The organism is Bifidobacterium italicum, from assembly GCF_002286915.1.
Taxonomy (GTDB): Bacteria; Actinomycetota; Actinomycetes; order Actinomycetales; family Bifidobacteriaceae; genus Bifidobacterium; species Bifidobacterium italicum.
In genome coordinates this window covers 1-21,811 of sequence record NZ_MVOG01000042.1, presented here as the reverse complement: position 1 = coordinate 21,811, position 21,811 = coordinate 1, and the positions used below count along the sequence as shown (strand labels likewise).

Below are 21,811 nucleotides of genomic sequence, written 5' to 3'. Positions count from 1 at the left end.
CCCGCCGATGAGGATGCACAGGATGACGCCGACGAAGGACCAGTCCCAGTGGCCGTCGAGCGCCTCCTCGAGCAGGATCCGGTGGTCGAGCTCGTCCGGCAGCAGCAGCCAGCAGATGCCGTAGAGCACGGCGCCGAAGCCGCCGATGAAGAAAGCGACGACCATCAGGACGCGCACAAGCGTCACGTTCCAGCCGAGTTCGCGGGCGATCGCGCCGCACACGCCGGCGATGACGCGGTTGTTCGTGCGTTCGACGCGGCTTTCGCGGATCCAGCGGAAGAAGCTCGATTCGGGCCGCGGCGCGGCCTGCTGGGGTTGGGCAGTGTACTGCGGTTGACCCTGCTGGCCGCCCTGCCCCTGCGGCTGCGGGTCGTACTGTGTGTTGCTCATGCCTCCATTACAGCAAACCGAAGTCGCGCAAACCCTCCGGGGACACCCTGATTCATCCCTGATTCTTCGCGTCGGGGCTCGGTTTTCTCCCTGAACGGCGGCACAATGGTAGGCATGCAGAACGTTTCCCCGACATGGGTCCGGCCGGCGCCCCCGACCGATGCGCCCGAGGACGTCGCGCGGCCGTTGCTGCCGGCGCGCCTTCCGTTGATGCGCCCGCGCAAGGGACGTTGGATCGCCGGTGTGGCGCGCGGCGTCAGCATGCATCTGGGCGTGCATGTGCTGTGGGTGCGACTCGCCTTCGTCGCGTTATGCGCGCTGTACGGCGTGGGACTCGGCGCCTATGTGGCGCTGTGGCTGCTCATTCCGGCGGGCGATCCCGAGGCCGAGGCGCGCCGCATCGCCATGGACGCGCACGCCGCCGACGCGCCGCTCTCGAAAGGCAACGCGACCCTCGGGTCCGCGGATGCGCGCTGCGAGACGTCCGACTACACCGGGCTGGGCGCGGGGACGCCGACGATCAGCGGCGAAAGCCTCAGACAGCTCTTCGACGAGGCGTCGAAGCCGGCGCTCTTCGCGTCGCTCGGCGTGCTGCTCATCGCATGCGCGATCGTCATCAACATGGCGGCTTCGCGCGCCGGCGCCCTGCTACCCGCCGCGCTCGCCGTCATCGGCCTCGGCGTGGCGTGGATGCGCTACAACGCGCCGCGCGGCCAGGTCACGACGACGGCGATCGGCGTCGCGCTCGAATTCGTCGCCTACGTCGTCTTCCTCGTGCAGCCGCTGTTCGCGCATCAGGAGGTCACGCTCGCACGCAGCCTCGTCAGCGGCCTGCTGCTCGTGTTCGCCGTCATCGGCACGCTCACGCCCTGGATCATGGCGCTGATGCGCGGGTTCACGAACGAACGCGCGCTCAAGGAACGCGAGGAGGAGCGCGCCGACATGACGGCGCATCTGCACGACGGCGTCCTGCAGACGCTCGCGCTGATCCAGCTGCACGCGAACGAGCCGCAGACGGTGTTCACGCTCGCGCGCTCGCAGGAGCGCGAACTGCGCGGCTGGCTTTATCAGGAGCGTACGACCTCGGACCGGTCGGTCAAGGCCGGGCTCACGCAGATCGCCGCGCGGATCGAGGACAGCCACGGCAGGCCGATCGACGTCGTCACCGTCGGCGATGCGAGGCCGAGCGCGCAGACGGACGCGCTGCTCGACGCCGCCGCGCAGGCGATGGTCAACGCGGTCACGCACGGCGGCGAGCCCGTCTCCGTGTACTGCGAGGCGTCGGACACGCTCGTCGAGGTGTTCGTGCGCGACCACGGCGACGGCTTTAGGATGGAGGACGTGCCACCCGAACGGCTCGGCATCCGCGAGTCGATCATCGGGCGCATCAGACGGCGCGGCGGCAGCGTGGAGATTGTCTCGAGGCCCGGATGGGGCACCGAGGTGCGCATGCACATGCCGATCGCGTCGCAGGACGGCGCGCGCACGGCGCCGGACGACGCGAAGGAGAGGCCATGAGCGAACAGGACGGGACGCGGCGCACGACGGTGCGCATCGCCGTCGTCGACGACCACGAGATGTTCAGGGCGGGCGTCATCGCGACGCTCGCGCCGACCTTCGACGTCGTCGGGCAGGCGGCGGACGTCGAGTCGTCGGTGATGATGATCGCCGACACGAAGCCGGACGTCGTGCTGCTCGACGTGCATGTGCCGGGAGGCGAGGGCGGAGGCGGCGCCGAGATCCTCGCGAAGTCGCGGCCATTGTCGCCCGATTCGGCGTTCCTCGCGTTGTCGGTCTCCGATTCGGCGCAGGACGTCGGCGCCGTCATCCGCGCCGGCGCGCGCGGCTATGTGACGAAGACGATCACCGGCAACGAACTGATCCATTCGATCGAGCAGGTCGCCGACGGCTACGCGGTCTTCTCCCCCAAGCTCGCCGGATTCGTGCTCTCGGCCTTCCAAGGCGCGCCGCCGGCCGCGGACGGCGCGACGCAGGAGGTGCACGACAGCGAACTCGACCGGCTCTCGACGCGCGAGCAGGAGGTCATGCGCCTCATCGCGCGCGGCTATACGTACAAAGAGGTCGCCTCCGAGCTGTTCATCTCGGTGAAGACGGTCGAGACGCATGTCAGCTCTGTGCTGCGCAAACTGCAGCTGTCGAACCGCAACGAGCTGACGCTGTGGGCCGCCGACCGCCACATCGTCTGACCTCCGAGGCACACGGTTCGAACATCCGTTCACACAAGGCGATCATGACGACGGCGTGTGCCGACGCCGATGCCCTACGATGGTGCTCAGCGAGACGGCGGCGCATCAGGCGGCGCCCGGACGAAAGGCGGCGGCGATGACGCACGACGAGGACGACCTGCTGGCGAAGCTGACGCGGTTCAGCGAAGGCGTCGCGCCGCCCGCGGCGGCAGACGCCGAAGCGGACTGCGCCGCGTTCGACGTCGACGCGTTCCTGCACGGCCTCGATGCCATCTTCGACCGGCACGAGGCGGCCACGAAGGCCGAGCCGTATCTGCTCGACGCGATGGAGCAGGCCGAGAACGCCGGCGATCCGGCCGGCCTGCTCACCGTGCTCAACGAGACGATGGGCTTCTACCGTTCGCAGTCGCGCCACAAGGACAACCAGTGGATCATCCAGCGGGCGATCGAGCTCGCGCTGCGCCTCGGGCTCGAAGGCACCGAGGCGTGGGCGACGACGCTCATCAACGCGGCCACGTCGCAGCGCGCCGCCGGCAACCACGAACAGGCCGAGGACCTCTACCATCAGGCACTCGACTGCGCGGAACGCGTCTACGACGCCAACGACCGGCGGCTCGCGGCGCTGCACAACAACCTGTCGATGCTCTACGGCGAGACCGACCGACCCGACCGGGCCGTCGCCGAACTGCGCAAGGCGCTCGCGATCCTCGAACACGGCAGTCCCGATCCGGACACCGACGTCGACGTCGCCTCCACCTGCGCGAACCTCGCGCTCGCGCTGCTCACACGGGCTTGCGCACATGCCGACGACGCCGACGCCGCAACCGATGCCGACGCGGGCGACACGACGCTCGACGAGGCCGCCGCGCTGTCCGCCCGGTCGTTGGCGATCTACCGCGCCGCCGGGGCCGAGGGCAGCGCGCACTACGCGTCGGCGCTCGCGGCGGCGGCGCAGACGGCGTTCGCACGCGGCGACTTCGAGGACGCCGTCGACCGTTACGAACGCGCACTCGCGATCATCCGCGCATGCTACGGCGAGCACACCGACTACTACCGCATCACCGAAGCCAATCTCGGCGAGGCGCGCGAGGCGTTGCGCGCCGTCGGCGGCGCGCAGGAGAAGGAACCACGGGACGGCGGCGCCGCGGCCGCCCAACCGACCCCTCACGCCGATGCTCCCCGGACGCCCGCGCCGTCCGCCGCCGTCTGCGCTTCGCCGCGCCGCAGCGGCCTTCAGCTCGCCCGCGACTTCTGGCTCGCCTGCGGCAAGCCGATGCTCGAGGAACGCTATCCGGAGTATACGGGCCGCATCGCGGCCGGTCTGGTCGGCCCGGGCTCGGAATGCTTCGGCTTCGACGACGCGCTCTCCGAGGACCACGACTTCGGCGCCCGCTTCTGCCTGTGGCTCACCGATGACGACTATGCGCGCATCGGCGAACGGCTGCAGCACGACTACGAGGCGCTGCCGCGCGAGTTCGGCGGCGTCACGCGCTCCGCCACGACGCCGCGGGCGGCCGGCGACGGAAGGCGCGACGGCGTGTTCACGATCGGCGGCTTCTTCACGTCGCTCACCGGATATCCGGGCGCGCCGGGCGCCGACGAGCCGCACCTGTGGATGACGCTCGACGAGGCCACGTTGGCGAACGCGACGAACGGCCGCGTCTTCGCCGACCCGCTCGGTGCCTTCTCGAAGGCCCGCCAGTCGTTCCGGATGATGCCCAACGACGTGCGTCTCGCATGGATCTCCCGGCGCCTCGGGATGATCGCGCAGGCCGGCCAGTACAACGTGCCGCGCATGCTCTCGCGCGGCGACGGCGCAGCCGCATGGCTGGGCATCGACGAGTTCACGATGGCCGTCTCCTCGCTCGTGTTCCTGCTCAACGGCCCGGTGACGGTCGGCTATGCGCCGTACTACAAATGGCGGTTCGCCGGGCTGCGCGCGCTGAGCCGGCGCGCAGGCATGCGTCTGACCGGCGTATGCGACGAGCTCGAGACGCTGCTGCGCCGCGCGTCGGCCGCCTGCTTCGCCGGCGCGGGCTTCGGCGAAGGGGGCGCCGGCGCCGCGCCGCATATCGACGAGGTCCGACGCATCATCGAAACGGTCTGCGCGCAGATCGCCGACGAACTGCGGCGGCAGGGACTGACCGACTCGGACGCCGACTTCCTCGAATGGCAGCGCCCGTATGTGGAGGCGCACATCCACGATCCCTCGCCGTGCCTGCACAGCCTGTGACGGCACGAGTACAGCCACATCACCGACCACGGCCGCATCACCGACCACGGTCATATCAGGAACGGAGCCACGATGACGCAAGGGCACGACGCAAGACAGGACGACGAACGGGCGTCGCTCGTCGAACAGGTCGTACGGCGCGAATGGGACATGTTCCAGCGCACGACGAACGAGGGCGGCCGCGCCGCCTGCCAGGGCAACTGGCCGATGTTCGCGCTGATGCGCACGAGCCAGTTCATGCCGTGGCCGACCGCGCTCATCGGCTCGTACCTGCAGGACCTGACCGACGCCGAGCATCAGGGCCGCAACCTCGTCGAGGAGAAGTACGCGCGCATGATGGCGTCGACCGATCCGGAGCGCTACCGGCGCGACATCGCCCCGTACATCCCCGCATTGGACGACGCGCGCGTCGCGCGTCAGGAGCGGATCGTGGCGCGTCAGCTCGACTGGGCGCGCGACTTCACGGCGCGCTTCCCGCACATCGGCGCGAACATGCGCGTGCTGACGAGCGATCAGGACGGACCCGAGCAGACATCGTACGAGACGTATCTGCGCGGCGAACTGGGCACCTATTCGCCGCGCACGTTGGCGTTGTATGAGGAGTTCGTCGCGCGCACGCAGGAACGCGGCGGCAACATCGCCCAGCAGACGGTGGAGTGGACGATGCGGCTGGCGGGCGCCGGTTCCCTCGACGACGCCGAACGCGCGCAGGCCGGGCCGTCATGCGAGGGCACTGGCGATGCCTACGCGGCACGGCCGTGACCGACGCGACTTTGAGCTTTGCGCCGAAGAATCGGCAACCCTGGCGATACAGTGAGGAACCGTGCAGCATTTCTGGAAGCAATTCGCATGGACGCTCGTCGTGTCGACGGTCACGCTCGCGTTGTTCCTCGGCGTGAGCGCGTTGATGATGCCGCCGTGGCGCATCGAACCGCTCAGCGCGCATCTGACCGTGTCGACGAGCGACACCGCGATCGCCGCACGCGGCATCACGACATCCCAGGAAGGCACCTACAAAGTCAAGGAGACGAAGATCCGGCTCCCGATCAGCGGCGGGAAGACCGTCAACGCGATCGTGCGCGAACCGGTCGGCGCGCCGCAGGGACGCCCTGCCTGCTCCTTCGTGCACGGCGCCGGCACCGGCAAGGCCTCCGAGGTCTACGCGGACATCGCGAACGCGATGGCGTCGGCCGGCATCACGACGCTCGTGCAGGACAAGCGCCTCGACAACTACACGCCGCTGTCGCGCGACTACATGTCGAACGCCGAGGATTACCTCGACGGCCTCGATGCGCTGCGCGCATGGCCGGGCGTGGACCGCACGAAGGCCGGCATCTACGCCGAATCGGAGGGCACTTGGATCGCGACGCTGATGGCGGACAGGGACAAGGACATCGCCTTTGCGATCCTGACGTCGGCGCCGGTGTTCTCGCCGCGCCAGCAGATGGCGATGGCGGCGACGCAGTATCTCAACATCGTCGGCGCGCCGAGCGGCGTCATCAACATCATCCCCAAGCTCATCAGCCTCGACTTCGCACCCTTCGGCCTCGCCTACGCCGACTTCGACGCGGCCGCCTACCGGCACAACCTGACGATGCCGCTGCTCGTCAACTACGGCACGCGCGACCCGTCGATGCCCTGTGAGCAGGGCGCGCAGAAGCTCATCCACGAAGCCCATGACGTCGGCAACGAAAACGTGACGGTGCGCTACTATCCGACGAACCACCAGATGCGCACCGGCTCGTCGCTGTCGCTGCCGGGACTGCAACTGGAGCCGCACTACACGCACAATCTCGAGGACTGGGTGAACGCGGTCGCCGCCGGCGCGACGGACTCTGACTGGACGACGCCGCCGATCGCCGGCGCGCAACCCTTCCAGGAGTTCGCCGTTCCTGCCAACGTCAAGCCGGGCTGCGTTCATTCGCTGCTCGAGGTGCTCATCGTTGACGCGCTCGTCGTCCTGCTGTGGCTCGTCGTCGTCATCGGCTGCTGCTTCGCGTTCGCGCGCCGACGACATTGCGACGCCGAATCGCCGGGACGCAACGGACGCACGCTCGTGCACCGGTACACGGCACAGTCGAAGGCGCTCATCATCGGCAACATCATCCTCACGCCGGCACTCACCTGCGGTTTCCTCGCCTACTTCGCGTTCGTCGCACGCGCCGCGCTCAGGCTCGAGGACCATGCGGCGGCGCTCGAAGTCGGATGGACGGCGCTGCGCATCGGCTCGCTCATCGCAATCGTGATGCTGTGCTGGCTGTGGGTGCGCCTCTACTTCTTCTACGGTCCCGGTGAGCTCGATCCGCGAGGCGTCGACAGGGACGCCCCGCGCAAGGAGTACCGTATGGCGCGCGGCCACAGCTGGATCATCGGAATGCTCTCCGCCTGCGTGCTGCTGGCGCTGCTGCTCGGCGACTTCTTCGGCCTGATCGGCTCATGATGCACAGCCGCCCTACCGGCATGCGCCACGGGGGCATGGAAAGCGCAAAGGGTTCCGGGATGAACTCCCGGAACCCTTTGCAATCAGGCGGATAGGGCGAGATTCGAACTCGCGGACGCTTGCGCGTCAACGGTTTTCAAGACCGTCTCCTTAGACCGCTCGGACACCTATCCAGTGCGCTTGGCGCACGGACGACCAGTATACCATGCGTCGTTCCCGACGCGGGGCCGCCGTCCATGCGCCTCGCCGCATCATCACGTCGCCGACGCGAAGGTCACGCCTCCCACGTCGTCGGCTCGATGACCTCCTTGCCGCCCATGTAGGGGCGCATCGCCTTCGGCACGACGATCGAGCCGTCCTTCTGCTGGTGGTTCTCCATGATCGCGACGAGCCAGCGCGTCGTCGCGAGCGTGCCGTTGAGCGTGGCGACCGGCTCGGTGCCGTTCTCGACGCGTTCGCGGATGTTGAGGCGGCGCGCCTGGTACTGCGTGCAGTTCGACGTCGACGTCAGCTCGCGGTAGCGGCCCTGCGTCGGCACCCACGCCTCGCAGTCGAACTTGCGCGCGGCCGACGAGCCGAGGTCGCCGGCGGCCGTGTCGATGACGCGGTACGGCACCTCGACCTTGCCGAGCATCTCCTCCTCCATCGCGAGCAGCTGCCTGTGCTGCTCGTAGGAGTCCTCGGGCTTGCAGTAGACGAACATCTCGACCTTGTCGAACTGGTGGACGCGGATGATGCCGGAGGTGTCCTTGCCGGCGGCGCCCGCCTCGCGGCGGTAGCAGGAGCTCCAGCCGCAGTAGCGCAGCGGGCCGTGGCTCAGGTCGAGGATCTCGTCCTCGTGCATGCCGGCGAGCGCAACCTCGGACGTGCCGACGAGGTAGTCCTCGTCGGGTTCGCGCAGACGGTAGATCTCGTCGGCGTGCGAGTTGAGGAAGCCGGTGCCGCGCATCACCTCGGGACGCACGAGCGTCGGCGTGATCGCGAGCACGAAGTCGTGCTCGTGCGCCTGGTCGACGGCCATCGTCAGCATCGCGATCTGCATGCGCGCGATGTCGCCGCGCAGGAAGTAGAAGCGCGATCCGGAGACCTTGACGCCGCGCTTCATGTCGATGCCGGCGACGCCCTCGCCGAGCGTGAGGTGGTCCTTCGGTTCGAAGCCCTCGGCCGCGAAGTCGCGGATCCGGCCGACCTTCTTGACGACGACGTAGTCGTCCTCGCCGCCCTCCGGTGCCTCCGGCTCGACGATGTTCGACAGCTGCCACATCGCCGTGGTGTACTGCTCGTTCGCCGTGTCCGCGTCCGCCTTGTACGCGGAGACCTGCTCGGAGAGCTCCTTCGTCTGCGCGATGAGCGCGGCCTTCTCGTCGGCAGCGGCCTTCGCGACCTGCTTGCCGATCTCCTTCTGCCTGGCGCGCGCCTCCTCGTACTTCTTGAGCGAGGTGCGGCGCACCTCGTCGCTTCTGAGGACCTCGTCGACGAGTTCGACCGACTCGCCGCGCTTGCGCTGGGATTCCTTGACGACTTCAGGGTGTTCACGGATGAATTGAATATCGAGCATGGCTTAAGCGTAATGCGCGAAGCCGACAGCCGACCGTTGTTTTCCCGCCGTTTCCGCGGCGCCTGCCATCCCCCGCGCCGCCGCGCGCGCATCGCTTGCTAAGATGGGAAACCGGTAGCTGGCGCGGGCGCCGCCATGGGTGCGGCCCGGCGTGCGGGCGAGGAGAAGCGAGGGCGAGCCATGGACCAACAGACACTGATCATTCTCGCGGTGATGATCGCGCTCATCGCGCTCACCGTCGCGATCATCGCCGCCATCCGCATCACGATGCACCGCCGGCGCGTGCGACGCCTCGAGCAGCGCCGCGACGACCAGGTCCACTACGCGTTCATCATCAACCCGTCCAAGCCGACCGCGGCTACGACGCGCGCGCGCATCAAGGAGTACTGCACGCGCAAAGGACTGACCGAGGTCATGTTCATCGACACGCAGCTCGACAAGGACGGACGCGTCTGCGCGAAGGAGGCGCTCGCGCGCGGCGCCGACGTCGTCATCGCCGTCGGCGGCGACGGCACGGTGCGCACGGTCGCCTCGGCGCTCGGGGGCACCGGCCATGCGATGGGCATCATCCCGATCGGCACCGGCAACCTGTTCGCGCGCAACATGGGCATTCCGATCGACGACGTCGAGGCCGCGCTGACGATCGCCGTCTCCCACGGCTCGCACCGCGTCGACGTCGGCCGCCTGCGGATCCTCGACGACCCGGACGAGGACCATGCGCACGCGTTCCTGATCATCGCCGGCGTCGGCTTCGACGCAGTGATGATCGACGACACGGACCCCAAGCTCAAGAAGAACATCAGCTGGCTCGCCTATTTCATCTCCGGTGCGAAACATCTGTTCGCGCCGAAATACCACGCGTCGATCACGATCAAGGGTCCCGATGGCGAGACATACACGCAGCGCGACACCGAATTCCGCACGTTCATGGCCGGCAACTGCGGCCAGATCCCGGTGTTCTCGCTGATGCCGGACGCGTCGTTCAACGACGGGCTGCTCGATTTCGAGATGATCGACACGAACGGCGGCCTCATCGGCTGGGCGAACCTCTTCGGCGACGTCGTGCACCAGACGATCACCGGCAAGGCCGCGCAGAGCCCGCTGTCGACGCATTCGCACATCGACCAGATGCAGGGCGTGCAGGCGGAGGTCATGCTCGACAAGCCGGTGCCGGCGCAGGTCGACGGCGACATGCTGCCCGAGACGCGCCACATCCTGTTCTCGGTCGACCGCGAGGCGCTGCTCGTGCGCGTGCCGCTCGACGACGGCATCAGCGCGACGACGCAGATTCCGCCGGTCAAGGCGCCGCTCGCCAAGGACTGAACGCATATCGCCGGGCATGCGGCGGGCGTATGGGCTGCGAACGATGGACATCCGATGCGCCATTCGCGCCGCGCCCCCTCCGTATGCATATGACGCCGCCGATGCCGTCTTTGCAATCGATGTCATCTCTGCGCCCCCGGCTAAACTGGAAACCGCGTCTGCACGGCGACCACGCCCTGCAGCATGGAGCAAGTAACTGTTGTCCCCATCAGAATGAAGGAAGTATGGTTGCACCTAACGCGGGCATGCCCGCCACTGAAGCAGATCTGATCAACGTCGACGAGGTCATCGGCAAGTACTATGACGTCGTCCCGGATCCGTCGGTCCCCGAGGAGCGCGTCATCTTCGGCACATCCGGCCACCGCGGCTCCTCGCTGAAGACCTCGTTCAACGAGGCGCACATCGTCGCGATCACGCAGGCGATCGCCGAGTACCGCAAGGCCGCCGGCGTCACCGGTCCGCTCTACATCGGCCGCGACACGCACGCGCTGAGCCTGCCGGCATGGAAGACCGCGATCGAGGTGCTCGTCGCGAACGGCGTGCGCGTGCGCATCGACTCGCGCGACGACTTCACTCCGACGCCGGTCGTCTCCCAGGCGATCCTGACGCACAACCGCGCGGCCGACGGCACGCAGCGCTTCGAGGGCGCCGACCTCGCCGACGGCATCGTCGTGACGCCGTCGCACAACCCGCCGACCGACGGCGGCTTCAAGTACGATCCGGTCACCGGCGGCCCGGCGCCGTCCGACGTGACGAACGCGATCGCGAACCGCGCGAACGAGCTGCTCGGCGACTTCAGGAACGTCAAGCGCATCCCCTTCGAGCAGGCGATCAAGTCGGACCTCATTGAACGCTTCGACTTCCGCGAGCACTACGTCGACGACCTCAAGAACGTCATCGACTTCGACGTCATCCGCAACTCCGGCGTGCGTCTGGGCATCGACCCGCTCGGCGGCGCCTCGGTCAACTACTGGCCGCTCATCAACGAGAAGTACGGCCTCAACATCGGCGTCATCCGCCCCGACGTCGATCCGACGTGGCGCTTCATGACGATCGACCACGACGGCAAGATCCGCATGGACCCGTCGTCGCAGTACGCGATGAAGGGCCTCGTCGACGAGCTCAACGCCGGCGCCTGGGACAAGTACGACCTCGTCGGCGGCACCGACCCGGACGCCGACCGCCACGGCATCGTCTGCCCGAACTGGGGCGTCATGAACCCGAACCACTACCTCGCCGTGTGCGTCGAGTACCTGTTCGGCGGCAACCGTCCCGACTGGCCGGCGGGCACCGGCGTCGGCAAGACGCTCGTCTCCTCGTCGCTCATCGACCGCGTCGCCGCGTCGATCGACGCGCGCGTCGTCGAGGTCCCGGTCGGCTTCAAGTGGTTCGTCGACCCGCTGTTCACCGGCGAGATCGCGTTCGGCGGCGAGGAAAGCTCCGGCATGAGCTTCCTGCGCTTCAACGGCCGCGTCTGGACGACCGACAAGGACGGCCTGATCCCCGACCTGCTCGCGGCCGAGATCACCGGCAAGACCGGCAAGAACCCGGCGCAGCTCCATCAGGAGCAGGTCGAGCGCTTCGGCGAAAGCTGGTACAGCCGCATCGACACGCCGACGACGCTCGAGCAGAAGCAGAAGTTCGCCAAGCTCGACGCGAAGGACGTCACGGCCACGACGCTCGGCGGCGAGGACATCACCGCGATCCTGACGAAGGCCCCGGGCAACGACGCGCCGATCGGCGGCATCAAGGTCGTCACCGAGGACAACTGGTTCGCGGCGCGCCCCTCCGGCACCGAGAACATCTACAAGGTGTACGCGGAGTCCTTCGTCTCCCCCGAGACGCTTGACGCCGTCCTCGACGAGGCCACGCAGGTCGTCGACAAGGCGCTCGGCGAGTGAGCGTCCATGCGCCCGCGGCATGAGCGCCGGCCGCCGATGCCGTGAGCGCACATCGTCGATCCCCTAACGACGGAAGGCCCGCAGCTGCTGCAGCTGCGGGCCTTCCGCTATCGATGGGCGTTGTCTATCGGCGAGGCCCGTCCATCGATGAGCGTGACGCGATGCTCACGCCTTGTTCGGGTTGACGAGCGTGCGCGGGCCGTTCGGGTCGCCGACGATGACCTCGTTGACCATGTCGAGGAACAGTCCGTCCTCGACGACGCCGACCATGTTGATGAGGTCCTCGTGCAGACCCGCCGGGTCGTCGATGCGCTCGAGATGCAGGTCGACGACGTAGTTGTTCTCATCGGTGCGCACCGGCCTGCCGTCGGCGTCGAGACGCAGCGTCGGCTTGTAGCCGCGCTCCTTCATGCGCTCGATGACGTGCATCGCGCCGAAGGGGATGACCTCGACCGGCAGCGGGAACTGGCCGATGACGTCGACGAGCTTCGATGCGTCGACGATCCAGACGATGCGGTCCGAGTTGATCGCGACGATCTTCTCCCACAGCAGCGCCGCGCCGCCGCCCTTGATGCCGTTGAAGTTCTTGTCCACCTCGTCGGCGCCGTCGATGCACAGGTCGATGTGGTCGACGTCGTCGATGTTGACGATCTTGATGCCGTAGCCTTCCGCCTGCTCCTGCGTGCGGCGCGACGTCGTCACGCCGGTGAACTCGAGGCCCTCCTCCTGCTTGCGGCGGCCGAGTTCGTCGACGAGGAAGCGGACCGTGGAACCCGTGCCGAGTCCGACGATCATGCCGCTCTTGACGAGCTTCGCCGCCTCGATGCCGGCTTCCTTCTTCATTGCATCCTGCTGTGCCTTATCCATGGCGCTCCTTTTGTTTCGTCCATCCGGGCATCGCGTCCCGGCTGCCTTCCCAGTGTAGTGGCATCGAACGAACACCGTCATCGCGGACGGTGGACGAGGAACGGCGCGCCGTCGAGTGTGATCGTCCCGTCGCCGTCGACGGTGCCTTCGACCTCGATGTAGCCGCGGATCGCGCGCGGACGCCCGTCGTAGTGGGGGCTCGACGACGGCGGCGGCGTGAACGTGACCGTCCCGTGCACATGCAGTCCGCTGTGCCGCAGCAGCGGTTCCGGTGACGCCGTGCGCGCCTCGTCCGCCGGTGACGACGATGTGGGCTGCGCGGATTGTGCAAAGTGCGCGGGCTGCGCAGTGTCATGCGCCGTCGATTCCTCGGTCGGCGTAACGTCGTCGTGCGCGGACGGTGCGTCGTGTGCGCCATCGGCGTCCTGCACGGCGCTTCGCGCATCGTCGATGCCGGCGCGCGCCGACGCCGCGTCGGCATCGCGCACGGCGCGCTCGTCGGTGTCGACGATGCCGTCATCATCCACGGCCTTCGGGCCGTCGGGATCCCCCTGGCCGCCGATGCAGCGCGCGCGTCGGTAGTCGGCCTGCGAGAGCTCACCGTCGAGCAGCATCCGCGCGTCGAGCGGCACGTCGAGGCCGCGCGCATAGGACGATGCGATCAGCGACTGCCATCCCTCCTTCGGCAGGTAGCCGTCGCGCACCGACGAACGGCAGTCGCCGGCGTAGGTGCGCGCGAGCTCGTCGACCTTCTCGTTGCCGGCGTTGCCGGCGTGTCCCTTGACCCAGACGAAGCGGACGGGTCCCTCGCGGCGCCGGATCTCGTCGTCGATCGCGCGGATGAGCTCCGCGTTCTTCACCGGCTCCTTCTTCGAGTTCCTCCAGCCGTTCCTCTTCCAGCCGTGCACCCACTTCGTCGAACAGTTGATCGCGTACTGCGAATCGGTCTCGATGACGAGCTCCTCGTCGCCGGGATGCGTGCGCAGCGCCTCGAGCACTGCACACAGTTCGCCGATCTGGTTCGTGCCGTTCGTCGCGCCGCCGGCGTCGCAGTCGCCGGTGTGGTCGTGGCCGCGCGTCTCATGCGTCGGATGGTCGGCCCACGCCCAGCCCATCGGGCCGTTGGGATTGCCGAGCGCGGAACCGTCTGTGGAAACTGTGATCGTCATGGCTTCCAATGTACCCGCACGGTGCGCCGTCGCACCGCGGAAAAAGACGATCCCGCGGCCCGCACGAGGATCGTGCATGGCCGCGGGATCGCGGTAACGCTGTATAGCGCGGTAAGACTACTTGCGCTGGTGGCGAGTCTTACGCAGCAGTTTGCGGTGCTTCTTCTTGCTCATCCGCTTGCGGCGCTTCTTGATGACCGAGCCCATCGTCAGCCTCCGTTCCTTACTTGAAAGTTTGCAACTTGCCTAACGTTACACCGTTCAGCCGACTTTCGCGAGTCGGCGCGCGCTGCGTTCACAGCGGGAACAGCTTGAACACGGTCTCGACGGAGCTCTTCGGCCCGCTGATGCGCACGCACACGGTGTCGTTGCGCCACACGGCGATCGCCTGCGCGTCGTCGTCCGCGTTGACGACGTATGCGCCGGCGTTCGCGCCGTTGACCTTGACATTGCCGGCGGCGATCTCGTCGCCTTCGAGCATCTTGGTGAGCGCGTTGTATTGCGTGACCGCCTCCTGCTCGCTCGCCCACTGCCCGACGACGACCTGCACGTCCTTGGCCTCGTCGCCGGTCGAATACGTGAGCCGGTACTCCTCGAGCGGCGACGAGGCGTCCCATTCGTCGGTGGCCTGCGCGTCGGTGCGTGCGAAGTTCGATACGTGCTCGGGCATCGCCTTGAGCAGTTCCGACGCGTTCGCCGGCAGCGCCTTCGCGTCGATCGTCGGTTTCGCCGAGACGACCGCCGTCGGCACGTCCATCGGCTCCGGCACATGGCGCACCGCCCATCCCGGCCAGGCAAAGGCGCTGAGGATCGCGAGCACGACGACGGCGGCGGCCGCGAACACGACGATGCGCGCCTTGCGCGCCGTCGACGAGGTCTGCGTCTGCTGCTGCTTGCCGGAATTGACTGCCATGTGGCCCATCTTGGCACATCCTTCTGACCGTGTCCGTCACGCGCGCAGTCGTCGCTGAGGCCAATCGCGTCGAATGCGACCACCATGCCCCGCCATGGCTCCGACGCCCGCGGCCGCATAACTCGAGAATTCGTACAAACCGTCGAGCTATGCGACCGCACTCGCCGGTTCCCGCCTCGCTGTGCGATCTGAATGAGCTGTGCCGTGCGATTCTGCGTGATGACGATCGCTCCGATGGTCCCCATGTGCATATATGTGCGCTTTTCGTCACGGGTCGCCGATCCGTCACCGAACGCTCGGCTCATCACCCGATAATCGATCCGTGCTATCGAGTTATGCACGGCGGATGTGGCGGCAACCGCGCGTACCACGCCCCGCGCCCTTGCGCGCGTGCGGGAAGGCCGCTAGGTTGCTGCATATGGCGAAAAGCAATGTGAGCTACGTATGCACCGAGTGCGGGTGGACCGGTGCGAAATGGTTCGGCCGCTGCCCCGAATGCGGCCAGTGGGGCACGATCGAGGAGTTCCATGAGGCGCGTCCCGCCGCGTCCTCGCAGCGCACGGCCGCGCCCGGACGCACGTCGCGCACGACGCCGACGGCGGTCGCGCTGAGCGCCGCGCAGCCGATCACCGACGTCGACACGGCTTCCGTCACCCGCGTGCCCACCGGTTTCGGCGAATTCGACCGCGTGCTCGGCGGCGGCATCGTACCCGGCTCGGTCGTGCTCATCGCCGGCGAACCCGGCATCGGCAAATCCACGCTGCTGCTGGAGACGGCCGGCAACATCGCTCGCCACACGCCGTCGGGCAACGTCCTGTACATCTCCGGCGAGGAATCGCAGGCGCAGGTGCGGCTGCGCGCCTCGCGCATCGACGCCGTCGAGGCGAACCTGCTGCTCGCCTCGACGACCGACCTCGCCACCGCGCTCGGCCTCATCGAACAGCACAGGCCGGCGCTCGCGATCGTCGATTCGGCGCAGACGATCGTCTCGCAGGACGTCGACGGTATCTCCGGCGGCTCCACGCAGGTGCGCGAGGTCGCGAGCGCGCTCATCGACACGGCGAAGTCGCTCGACGTGCCGGTGCTGCTCGTCGGCCATGTCACGAAGGACGGCTCGATCGCCGGTCCGCGCACGCTCGAGCATCTCGTCGACGTCGTCTGCCAGTTCGAGGGCGAACCGCAGACGGCGCTGCGGCTGCTGCGCGCCGTGAAGAACCGTTTCGGCCCGACCGACGAGGTCGGCTGCTTCGACATGAGCGGCGTCGGCATCGAGGAGGTCACCGATCCGGCGGGGCTGTTCCTGTCGTCGAACGAGACGCCCGTCGACGGCACCTGCGTCACGTTCACGCTCGACGGCCACCGTTCGCTGCCGGTGGAGGTGCAGGCGCTCGTCACGGACTCGGTGCTGCCGACGCCCCGGCGCGCCGTCAACGGCGTCGACGCGAACCGCATCGCGATGCTCGTCGCCGTCCTCTACCGCCATGGCGGCCTGTCGCTGCTGAGCCGCGACCTGTACATCTCGACGATCGCCGGCGGCGTCGCGAAGGAGCCGAGCTGCGACCTGGCGATCGTCGCGGCGCTCGCGAGCGCGGCGACGTCGACGCCGATCGCGCGTTCGACGTGCGCGGTCGGCGAGATCTCGCTGACCGGCCAGGTGCGTCCGGTGCCGCGTCTCGAATACCGGCTGCGCGAGGCGGCGCGCCTCGGGTTCACGACGGCGCTCGTGCCGCCGATGCGCACGTCCGCGTCGATTCCGGGTCTGCGCATCGTCGAGGTCCGTTCGCTGCGCGACGCGCTCGACGCGCTCAAACTGACGAAACGCGGCAAGTGACGGCTACTCGCCGACGATCCTCAGCGTCTCGTCGGCGTTGCGCTTGAGTTCGTCGACGAGTTCCTGCGCCGAGTCGAATTTGATCTGCGGACGCAGGAAGCGCGCGAATTCGACGCGCACGCGGTGCCCGTAGAGCTCGAGCCAGTCGTCGGTGACGGCGTAGGCTTCGAGGACGCGCTCGTCGTGACCGCTGCCCTCGCTGAAGGTCGGCTTCGTGCCGATCGAGATCGCCGCCGGCCAACGGTACGGCGAATGCGGCGCGAGGCGGTTTTCGACGCCGCCGGAGGTGTACGGCTGCGCGATCGACGCGACGCCGCCGTCGTCGAGGTCGCCGAAGGGGCGCTGCGACTGCGCGTACGCCTCCTCGCTGCCCAGATCGATGAGCCAGCCCGCGTATACGCCGTCGACGGGCAGGTATCCGTCGATCGGCGCGACGAGGTTCGCCGTCGGGAACCCGATCGTGCGGCCGCGCTCCTCGCCGTGCGTCACCGCGCCTTCGACGCCGTGCATATGGCCGAGGATATGGTTCGCGTCGGCGATGCGTCCCTGGCTGAGCAGCCAGCGCACGTTCGTCGAACTCAGTTCGCGCACCTCGCGCGCGTTGACGCGTTTGCTCCAGGCGCGCCGTTCGGCCTTGCCCATCCCCGCGAGAGGATCGCCGGGCTCCCCCGGCCGCTCGGGCGCCTGCGGCTTGAAGTCGGCGGGCACGCGCACATGGCCGCCGTTGTCGTCGACGACGTCGAGTTCGAACACGCCGGTCGCCTGCGCGAGCGTCCCGATCTTCCTCACGTCGCCTTCGAGGCCGGCGCCCATGCGCGCGTCGCGCCCGAGCACGAGCGTGCGCATGCCGAGCTTGCCGACGAGCTGCCCGAGGAAGAAGCGGAACGATTTCGCGGCGAACGCGAGATCGTAGTGGACGATGAGCACGTAGTCGGCGCCGAGCCCGTCCATCATCCGCAGCCGTTCGTCGACGCCGCTGATCGCCTGCGCGTCGTGCACGCCGTCGGGCACGCCGATGCCGGCGTGCGTCTTCGCGTATTCGTGCACGAAGGCCGGACGCGGATCGAACATGATGACGACGGCGAAGCTGCCGGTCTCCTTCGCGAGTTCGACGGTGCGTCGGATGACGGCCTGATGCCCGCGGTGCACGCCGTCGAACACGCCGACGGTGACGACCGATTTCCTGGACGTGCTCAGCGTCGGCCATGCGACGGTGCCGCCCTCGTCCGGTTCGAGTCGAATGATGTTCATGTCTGCTGTCCTCCTGTTGCCAAATCCGTGTGCCAGGCCCGCGCGCCGCATCTCACCGCGCCGCCGGGAAGACGGCGGTCGGCCTGACGGTGTCCGCGTCCGCCTGTTCGACGATCGCGACGACGTCGCCGTCGTCCTCGACGATCGCCGCACTTGCGGCGCCGACTCGTCCTTTGATCCATCGCCCGTAGCGCAGGTCGCGCGCCTCGTCGCGGCTCACGGCGATGGTCGGCATCGCCTCGCGCACGGCGTCGGCCATCGTGATGAGGTGCGCCGCCATGTCCCCGGCGGCCACGTCGAGCACGGCGCGGGCGCGCGTCACCCGTTCGCCGTCGCGGTTCGTGAATTCGCGCGTCTCGGTGTGCGCGGTCACGACATGCGGGTCGTCGGCGGTGAAATCGCCGACGGCGAGCCTGCGCAGCCTCGTCAGATGCGCGCCGCAGCCGAAGGCCTCGCCGAGGTCGCGTGCGAGTGCGCGGATGTAGGTGCCCGCCGAGCACGTCACCGTCACGTCGACGTCGAGCACGCCGTCGCCGTTCGAGGCCGTGGCCGGGCGCGCATCCCCCACGTCGAAACGGTGGATCGTCACCGGCCGCGCCTCGAGCTCGACATGCTCTCCGGCGCGCGCGAGGTCGTAGGCGCGCCGCCCGTGCACCTTGATCGCCGAGTAGGCGTTCGGCACCTGCTCGATCGTGCCGTGGAACTCGCGTGAAACAACGCCGCGGATCATGTCGGGATCCGGCAGCGGGGACATGTGCGGCGCCTCGACGAGCTCCCCGTCGGCGTCGTCGGTCGCCGTACGCTGGCCGAAGCGGATCGTCGCCGCGTATGTCTTCGTATGGTCGACGATGACGTTGAGCAGCCGCGTCGCGTTGCCGACGCCGACGACGAGCACGCCGGTGGCCATCGGGTCGAGCGTGCCGGCATGACCGACACGGCGCATATGCACGGCCGCGCGCACGGCGCCGACGACGTCGTGGCTCGTCACGCCCTGCGGCTTGTCGACGATGAACAGTCCGTTGAGCGGCTGCGCGCCGCCGTCCTTCGCCGCCACCGGCTCAGTCCCGCGTCTCGTCGACCGTCGTCTCCGGCCGCGTGCGCGCGGCCATCTGGGACATGTCGGACGGCACGTCGTCCTCGTCGTCGTCGAAGTCCTCGAGCTCCTCGACCTCGACGACGTCGCCGGCGTATTCGGTGTAGTCGTCCTTGTCCAGATGCTCGAGATCGTCGAGTTCGCGCTCGGTCTCGGCGGCGGTCGCGCCGGAACGGTCGGCGAGGTCCTCCTGCTCGAAGTCGTCGTGCCGGTACGGGTCGGCGTCGCCGGCGTACTGCGCGCTCGCGCGCAGCTTCGCGAGCTCCTCGTCGCGCTTGCGCGCGGTGACGAGGATGTCCTCGATCTCATGCGCCTCGCCGGGCACCTCGTCGAAGACGAACTCGAGCTGCGGCGTGAGCCTCAGTCCGGCCTTCGCGCCGACGAGCGAACGCAGGCGCCCCTTCGCCTGGTTGAGCGCGGTGCGCGCGCGCTTGCGCTCGCCGTCGTCGTTGCCGGTATGCGACAGCGTCGTCCAGTAGACCTTCGCGATCTGCAGGTCGTTGGTCACATGGACGTCGGTGATCGTCACGTTCTTGAGCCGCTTGTCGTGCAGCGTCGACTCCATGTTCGACGCGATGACGCGCTGGATGAGCGCCGCGATGCGCGCGGCGCGCGGATTGGTTGACTGCATGGGTTCTTCTTTCCTTACTGCCGTGTCCGGTCTCGGCTCACGCTAGAGACCAGCGTACCCGAATGTCGCGCGCAACGGGAAACGCCCATAGCCGAAGGGCCATGGGCGTTTCCGTCACCGCTTGCCGCCGGGGCGGCGCCGCTACTTGCGTTCGATCTCGCGCATCTCGAAGGTCTCGATGATGTCGCCGATCTCGATGTCGTTGAACGAGCCGAGGTTGATGCCCGCCTCGTATCCTTCGGTGACCGACTTGACGTCGTCCTTGAAGCGGCGCAGCGACGAGATCTCGAGGTCGTTGACGGTCGCGACGCCGTCGCGCAGGATGCGCGCCTTCGTGCCGCGCTTGACTTCGCCGTCGAGGACCATGACGCCGGCGATGTTGCCGAACTTCGACGAACGGAAGATCTCGCGGATCTCCGAATGCGAGGTCGTGACCTCCTCGTACTCCGGCTTGAGCATGCCCTTGAGCGAGGCCTCGATGTCCTCGATCGCCTTGTAGATGACCGAGTAGTACTTGATCTCGACGCCTTCGCGCTCGGCGAGGTCCGCGACCTGACGGTTCGGACGCACGTTGAAGCCGATGATGACGGCCTTGTCGACGCTCGCGAGGTTGACGTCGTTCTGCGTGATCGCGCCGACGCCGCGGTGGATGACCTGGATGCCGACCTCGTCGGAGACCTCGATCTTCATCAGCGAGTCCTCAAGCGCCTCGACCGAGCCGGACGAGTCGCCCTTGATGACGATGTTGAGCATGTCGATCTCGGATTCGGCGAGCTTCTTCTTGAAGTCCTCGAGCGAGACGACCTTGCGGCGCTTCGCGAGCTGCGCGGCACGTTCGGTGGCCTGGCGCTTCTCGGCGATCTGGCGTGCGGCGCGGTCGTCGGGCGCGACGAGGAACAGGTCGCCCGCGGTCGGCACCGACGTCAGGCCGAGCACCTGCACCGGCGTGGACGGCCCCGCGGCCTCCATGTTCTTGCCGTTCTCGTCGAGCATCGCGCGGACGCGTCCGTAGGAGGTGCCGGCCACGATCGAATCGCCGATGTGCAGCGTGCCGGACTGCACGAGCACGGTCGCCACGGCGCCGCGGCCCTTGTCGAGCCTCGCCTCGACGGTCGCGCCGCGCGCGTCCATGTCCGGGTTGGCGCGCAGGTCGAGTTCGGCGTCGGCCGTGAGCAGCACGGCTTCGAGCAGCTTGTCGACGTTCGTGCCCTGCTTCGCGGAGATGTCGACGAACATCGTGTTGCCGCCGTACTCCTCGGGGATCAGGCCGAATTCGGTGAGCTGGCCGCGCACCTTCTCCGGGTTGGCGCCTTCGACGTCGATCTTGTTGACGGCGACGACGATCGGCACATGCGCCGACTGCGCATGGTTGATCGCCTCGACGGTCTGCGGCATGACGCCGTCATCGGCCGCGACGACGAGGATCGCCACGTCGGTGAGTTCGGCGCCGCGGGCGCGCATCGCCGTGAAGGCCTCGTGGCCCGGGGTGTCGAGGAACGTGATCTTGCGTTCCTCGCCCTCGAGGTCGACGGTCACCTGGTAGGCGCCGATGCGCTGCGTGATGCCGCCGGCCTCGCGGGAGACGACGTTCGTGCGGCGGATCGTGTCGAGCAGGCGCGTCTTGCCGTGGTCGACGTGGCCCATGACGGTGACGACCGGCGGACGCGGCCGCAGGTCCTCGTCCTCCTGCAGCTCCTCCGATTCGAGGTCGATGTCGAACTGCTGGAGCAGCTCCTTGTCCTCCTCCTCGGCGGAGACGATCTTGATGTTCCAGCCGATCTCCTCGCCGAGGATCTGGAACGTCGCCTCGTCGAGCGACTGCGTCGCCGTGGCCATCTCACCGAGATGGAACAGCACGGTGACGAGCGCCGCCGGATTGACGTTGATCTTCTCCGCGAGGTCGGCGAGCGAGGCGCCCTGACGCAGACGGATCGTCTGTCCGTTGCCCTTCGGGATGCGCACGCCGCCGATGACCGGTGCTTTCAGCTCCTCGTACTCATGGCG

The 21,811-nt window shown here is 68.1% G+C and carries 18 protein-coding genes and 1 tRNA gene; 8 read left to right on the top strand and 11 right to left on the bottom strand.

All coding sequences use genetic code 11. From position 1 onward, the window contains the following. Window positions 1–390, bottom strand: a 390-nt coding sequence (locus B1400_RS08555) for a PspC domain-containing protein (RefSeq protein WP_133064667.1), incomplete at its 3' end; no start/stop codon positions are given. A gap of 114 nt (window positions 391–504) precedes the next feature. Between B1400_RS08555 and B1400_RS08550 the strand changes: the two genes are divergently transcribed. The 5 genes from B1400_RS08550 to B1400_RS08530 all read left to right on the top strand — a co-directional run bounded on the left by B1400_RS08550 (window position 505) and on the right by B1400_RS08530 (window position 7,270). Next, window positions 505–1,908, top strand: a complete 1,404-nt coding sequence (locus B1400_RS08550; protein ID WP_095613984.1) for an ATP-binding protein — start codon at window positions 505–507, stop codon at window positions 1,906–1,908. Further along, window positions 1,905–2,597, top strand: a complete 693-nt coding sequence (locus B1400_RS08545) for a LuxR C-terminal-related transcriptional regulator (RefSeq protein WP_095613980.1) — start codon at window positions 1,905–1,907, stop codon at window positions 2,595–2,597. The genes B1400_RS08550 and B1400_RS08545 overlap by 4 nt, the downstream gene beginning before the upstream one ends. A gap of 136 nt (window positions 2,598–2,733) precedes the next feature. Beyond that, complete coding sequence (locus tag B1400_RS08540; RefSeq protein WP_095613983.1) at window positions 2,734–4,830, top strand: DUF4037 domain-containing protein; 2,097 nt, start codon at window positions 2,734–2,736, stop codon at window positions 4,828–4,830. 72 nt (window positions 4,831–4,902) lie between these two features. Continuing rightward, window positions 4,903–5,592, top strand: a complete 690-nt coding sequence (locus tag B1400_RS08535; protein ID WP_095613979.1) for a DUF4125 family protein — start codon at window positions 4,903–4,905, stop codon at window positions 5,590–5,592. 61 nt (window positions 5,593–5,653) lie between these two features. Continuing rightward, window positions 5,654–7,270, top strand: coding sequence for an alpha/beta hydrolase family protein (locus B1400_RS08530; RefSeq protein WP_235607403.1), 1,617 nt, complete (start codon window positions 5,654–5,656; stop codon window positions 7,268–7,270). Window positions 7,271–7,358: 88 nt separating this feature from the next. Here B1400_RS08530 and B1400_RS08525 read toward each other — a convergent pair. Continuing rightward, a tRNA-Ser gene (locus B1400_RS08525) sits at window positions 7,359–7,443 on the bottom strand. A gap of 101 nt (window positions 7,444–7,544) precedes the next feature. After that, window positions 7,545–8,828, bottom strand: coding sequence for a serine--tRNA ligase (gene serS / locus B1400_RS08520; protein ID WP_095613978.1), 1,284 nt, complete (start codon window positions 8,826–8,828; stop codon window positions 7,545–7,547). Window positions 8,829–9,008: 180 nt separating this feature from the next. Here serS and B1400_RS08515 point away from each other — a divergent pair, with 180 nt between their 5' ends. Both B1400_RS08515 and pgm read left to right on the top strand, forming a co-directional pair. Further along, the gene (locus B1400_RS08515; RefSeq protein ID WP_095613977.1) at window positions 9,009–10,151 is read left to right on the top strand and encodes a diacylglycerol/lipid kinase family protein; all 1,143 of its coding nucleotides are present in this window, start codon (window positions 9,009–9,011) and stop codon (window positions 10,149–10,151) included. A gap of 224 nt (window positions 10,152–10,375) precedes the next feature. Next, window positions 10,376–12,052 (top strand): phosphoglucomutase (alpha-D-glucose-1,6-bisphosphate-dependent), encoded by a 1,677-nt coding sequence (gene pgm / locus B1400_RS08510; RefSeq protein ID WP_095613976.1) that lies wholly within the window; start codon window positions 10,376–10,378, stop codon window positions 12,050–12,052. A 165-nt stretch (window positions 12,053–12,217) separates the two neighbouring features. Here pgm and rpiA read toward each other — a convergent pair whose 3' ends face one another. The 4 genes from rpiA to B1400_RS08490 form a co-directional block, all read right to left on the bottom strand. Then, window positions 12,218–12,919, bottom strand: a complete 702-nt coding sequence (gene rpiA / locus B1400_RS08505; RefSeq protein WP_095613975.1) for a ribose-5-phosphate isomerase RpiA — start codon at window positions 12,917–12,919, stop codon at window positions 12,218–12,220. Between the two features lie 77 nt (window positions 12,920–12,996). Next, complete coding sequence (locus B1400_RS08500) at window positions 12,997–14,088, bottom strand: ribonuclease H family protein (protein WP_095613974.1); 1,092 nt, start codon at window positions 14,086–14,088, stop codon at window positions 12,997–12,999. A 117-nt stretch (window positions 14,089–14,205) separates the two neighbouring features. Beyond that, window positions 14,206–14,295 carry a 30S ribosomal protein bS22 gene (locus B1400_RS08495; protein WP_004268639.1) on the bottom strand — a complete coding sequence of 30 codons (90 nt, stop codon included), beginning with the start codon at window positions 14,293–14,295 and terminating at the stop codon, window positions 14,206–14,208. An 88-nt stretch (window positions 14,296–14,383) separates the two neighbouring features. Next, complete coding sequence (locus B1400_RS08490; protein ID WP_162288206.1) at window positions 14,384–15,001, bottom strand: hypothetical protein; 618 nt, start codon at window positions 14,999–15,001, stop codon at window positions 14,384–14,386. Between the two features lie 418 nt (window positions 15,002–15,419). Between B1400_RS08490 and radA the strand changes: the two genes are divergently transcribed. After that, a complete protein-coding gene (gene radA / locus B1400_RS08485) occupies window positions 15,420–16,832 on the top strand; it encodes a DNA repair protein RadA (RefSeq protein ID WP_095613973.1) in 1,413 nt (470 codons plus the stop codon). Between the two features lie 3 nt (window positions 16,833–16,835). On the opposite strand, the gene B1400_RS08480 is transcribed toward radA, so the two are convergent. The 4 genes from B1400_RS08480 to infB all read right to left on the bottom strand — a co-directional run. After that, on the bottom strand, window positions 16,836–18,083 hold the full coding sequence (locus B1400_RS08480; RefSeq protein WP_095613972.1) for a riboflavin kinase: 1,248 nt from the start codon (window positions 18,081–18,083) through the stop codon (window positions 16,836–16,838). A gap of 52 nt (window positions 18,084–18,135) precedes the next feature. Then, complete coding sequence (truB, locus tag B1400_RS08475) at window positions 18,136–19,137, bottom strand: tRNA pseudouridine(55) synthase TruB (protein ID WP_235607402.1); 1,002 nt, start codon at window positions 19,135–19,137, stop codon at window positions 18,136–18,138. 4 nt (window positions 19,138–19,141) lie between these two features. Next, a complete protein-coding gene (rbfA, locus tag B1400_RS08470; protein WP_095613971.1) occupies window positions 19,142–19,807 on the bottom strand; it encodes a 30S ribosome-binding factor RbfA in 666 nt (221 codons plus the stop codon). Window positions 19,808–19,948: 141 nt separating this feature from the next. Then, a partial coding sequence (gene infB, locus B1400_RS08465) for a translation initiation factor IF-2 (protein WP_095613970.1) occupies window positions 19,949–21,811 on the bottom strand: 1,863 nt, incomplete at its 5' end.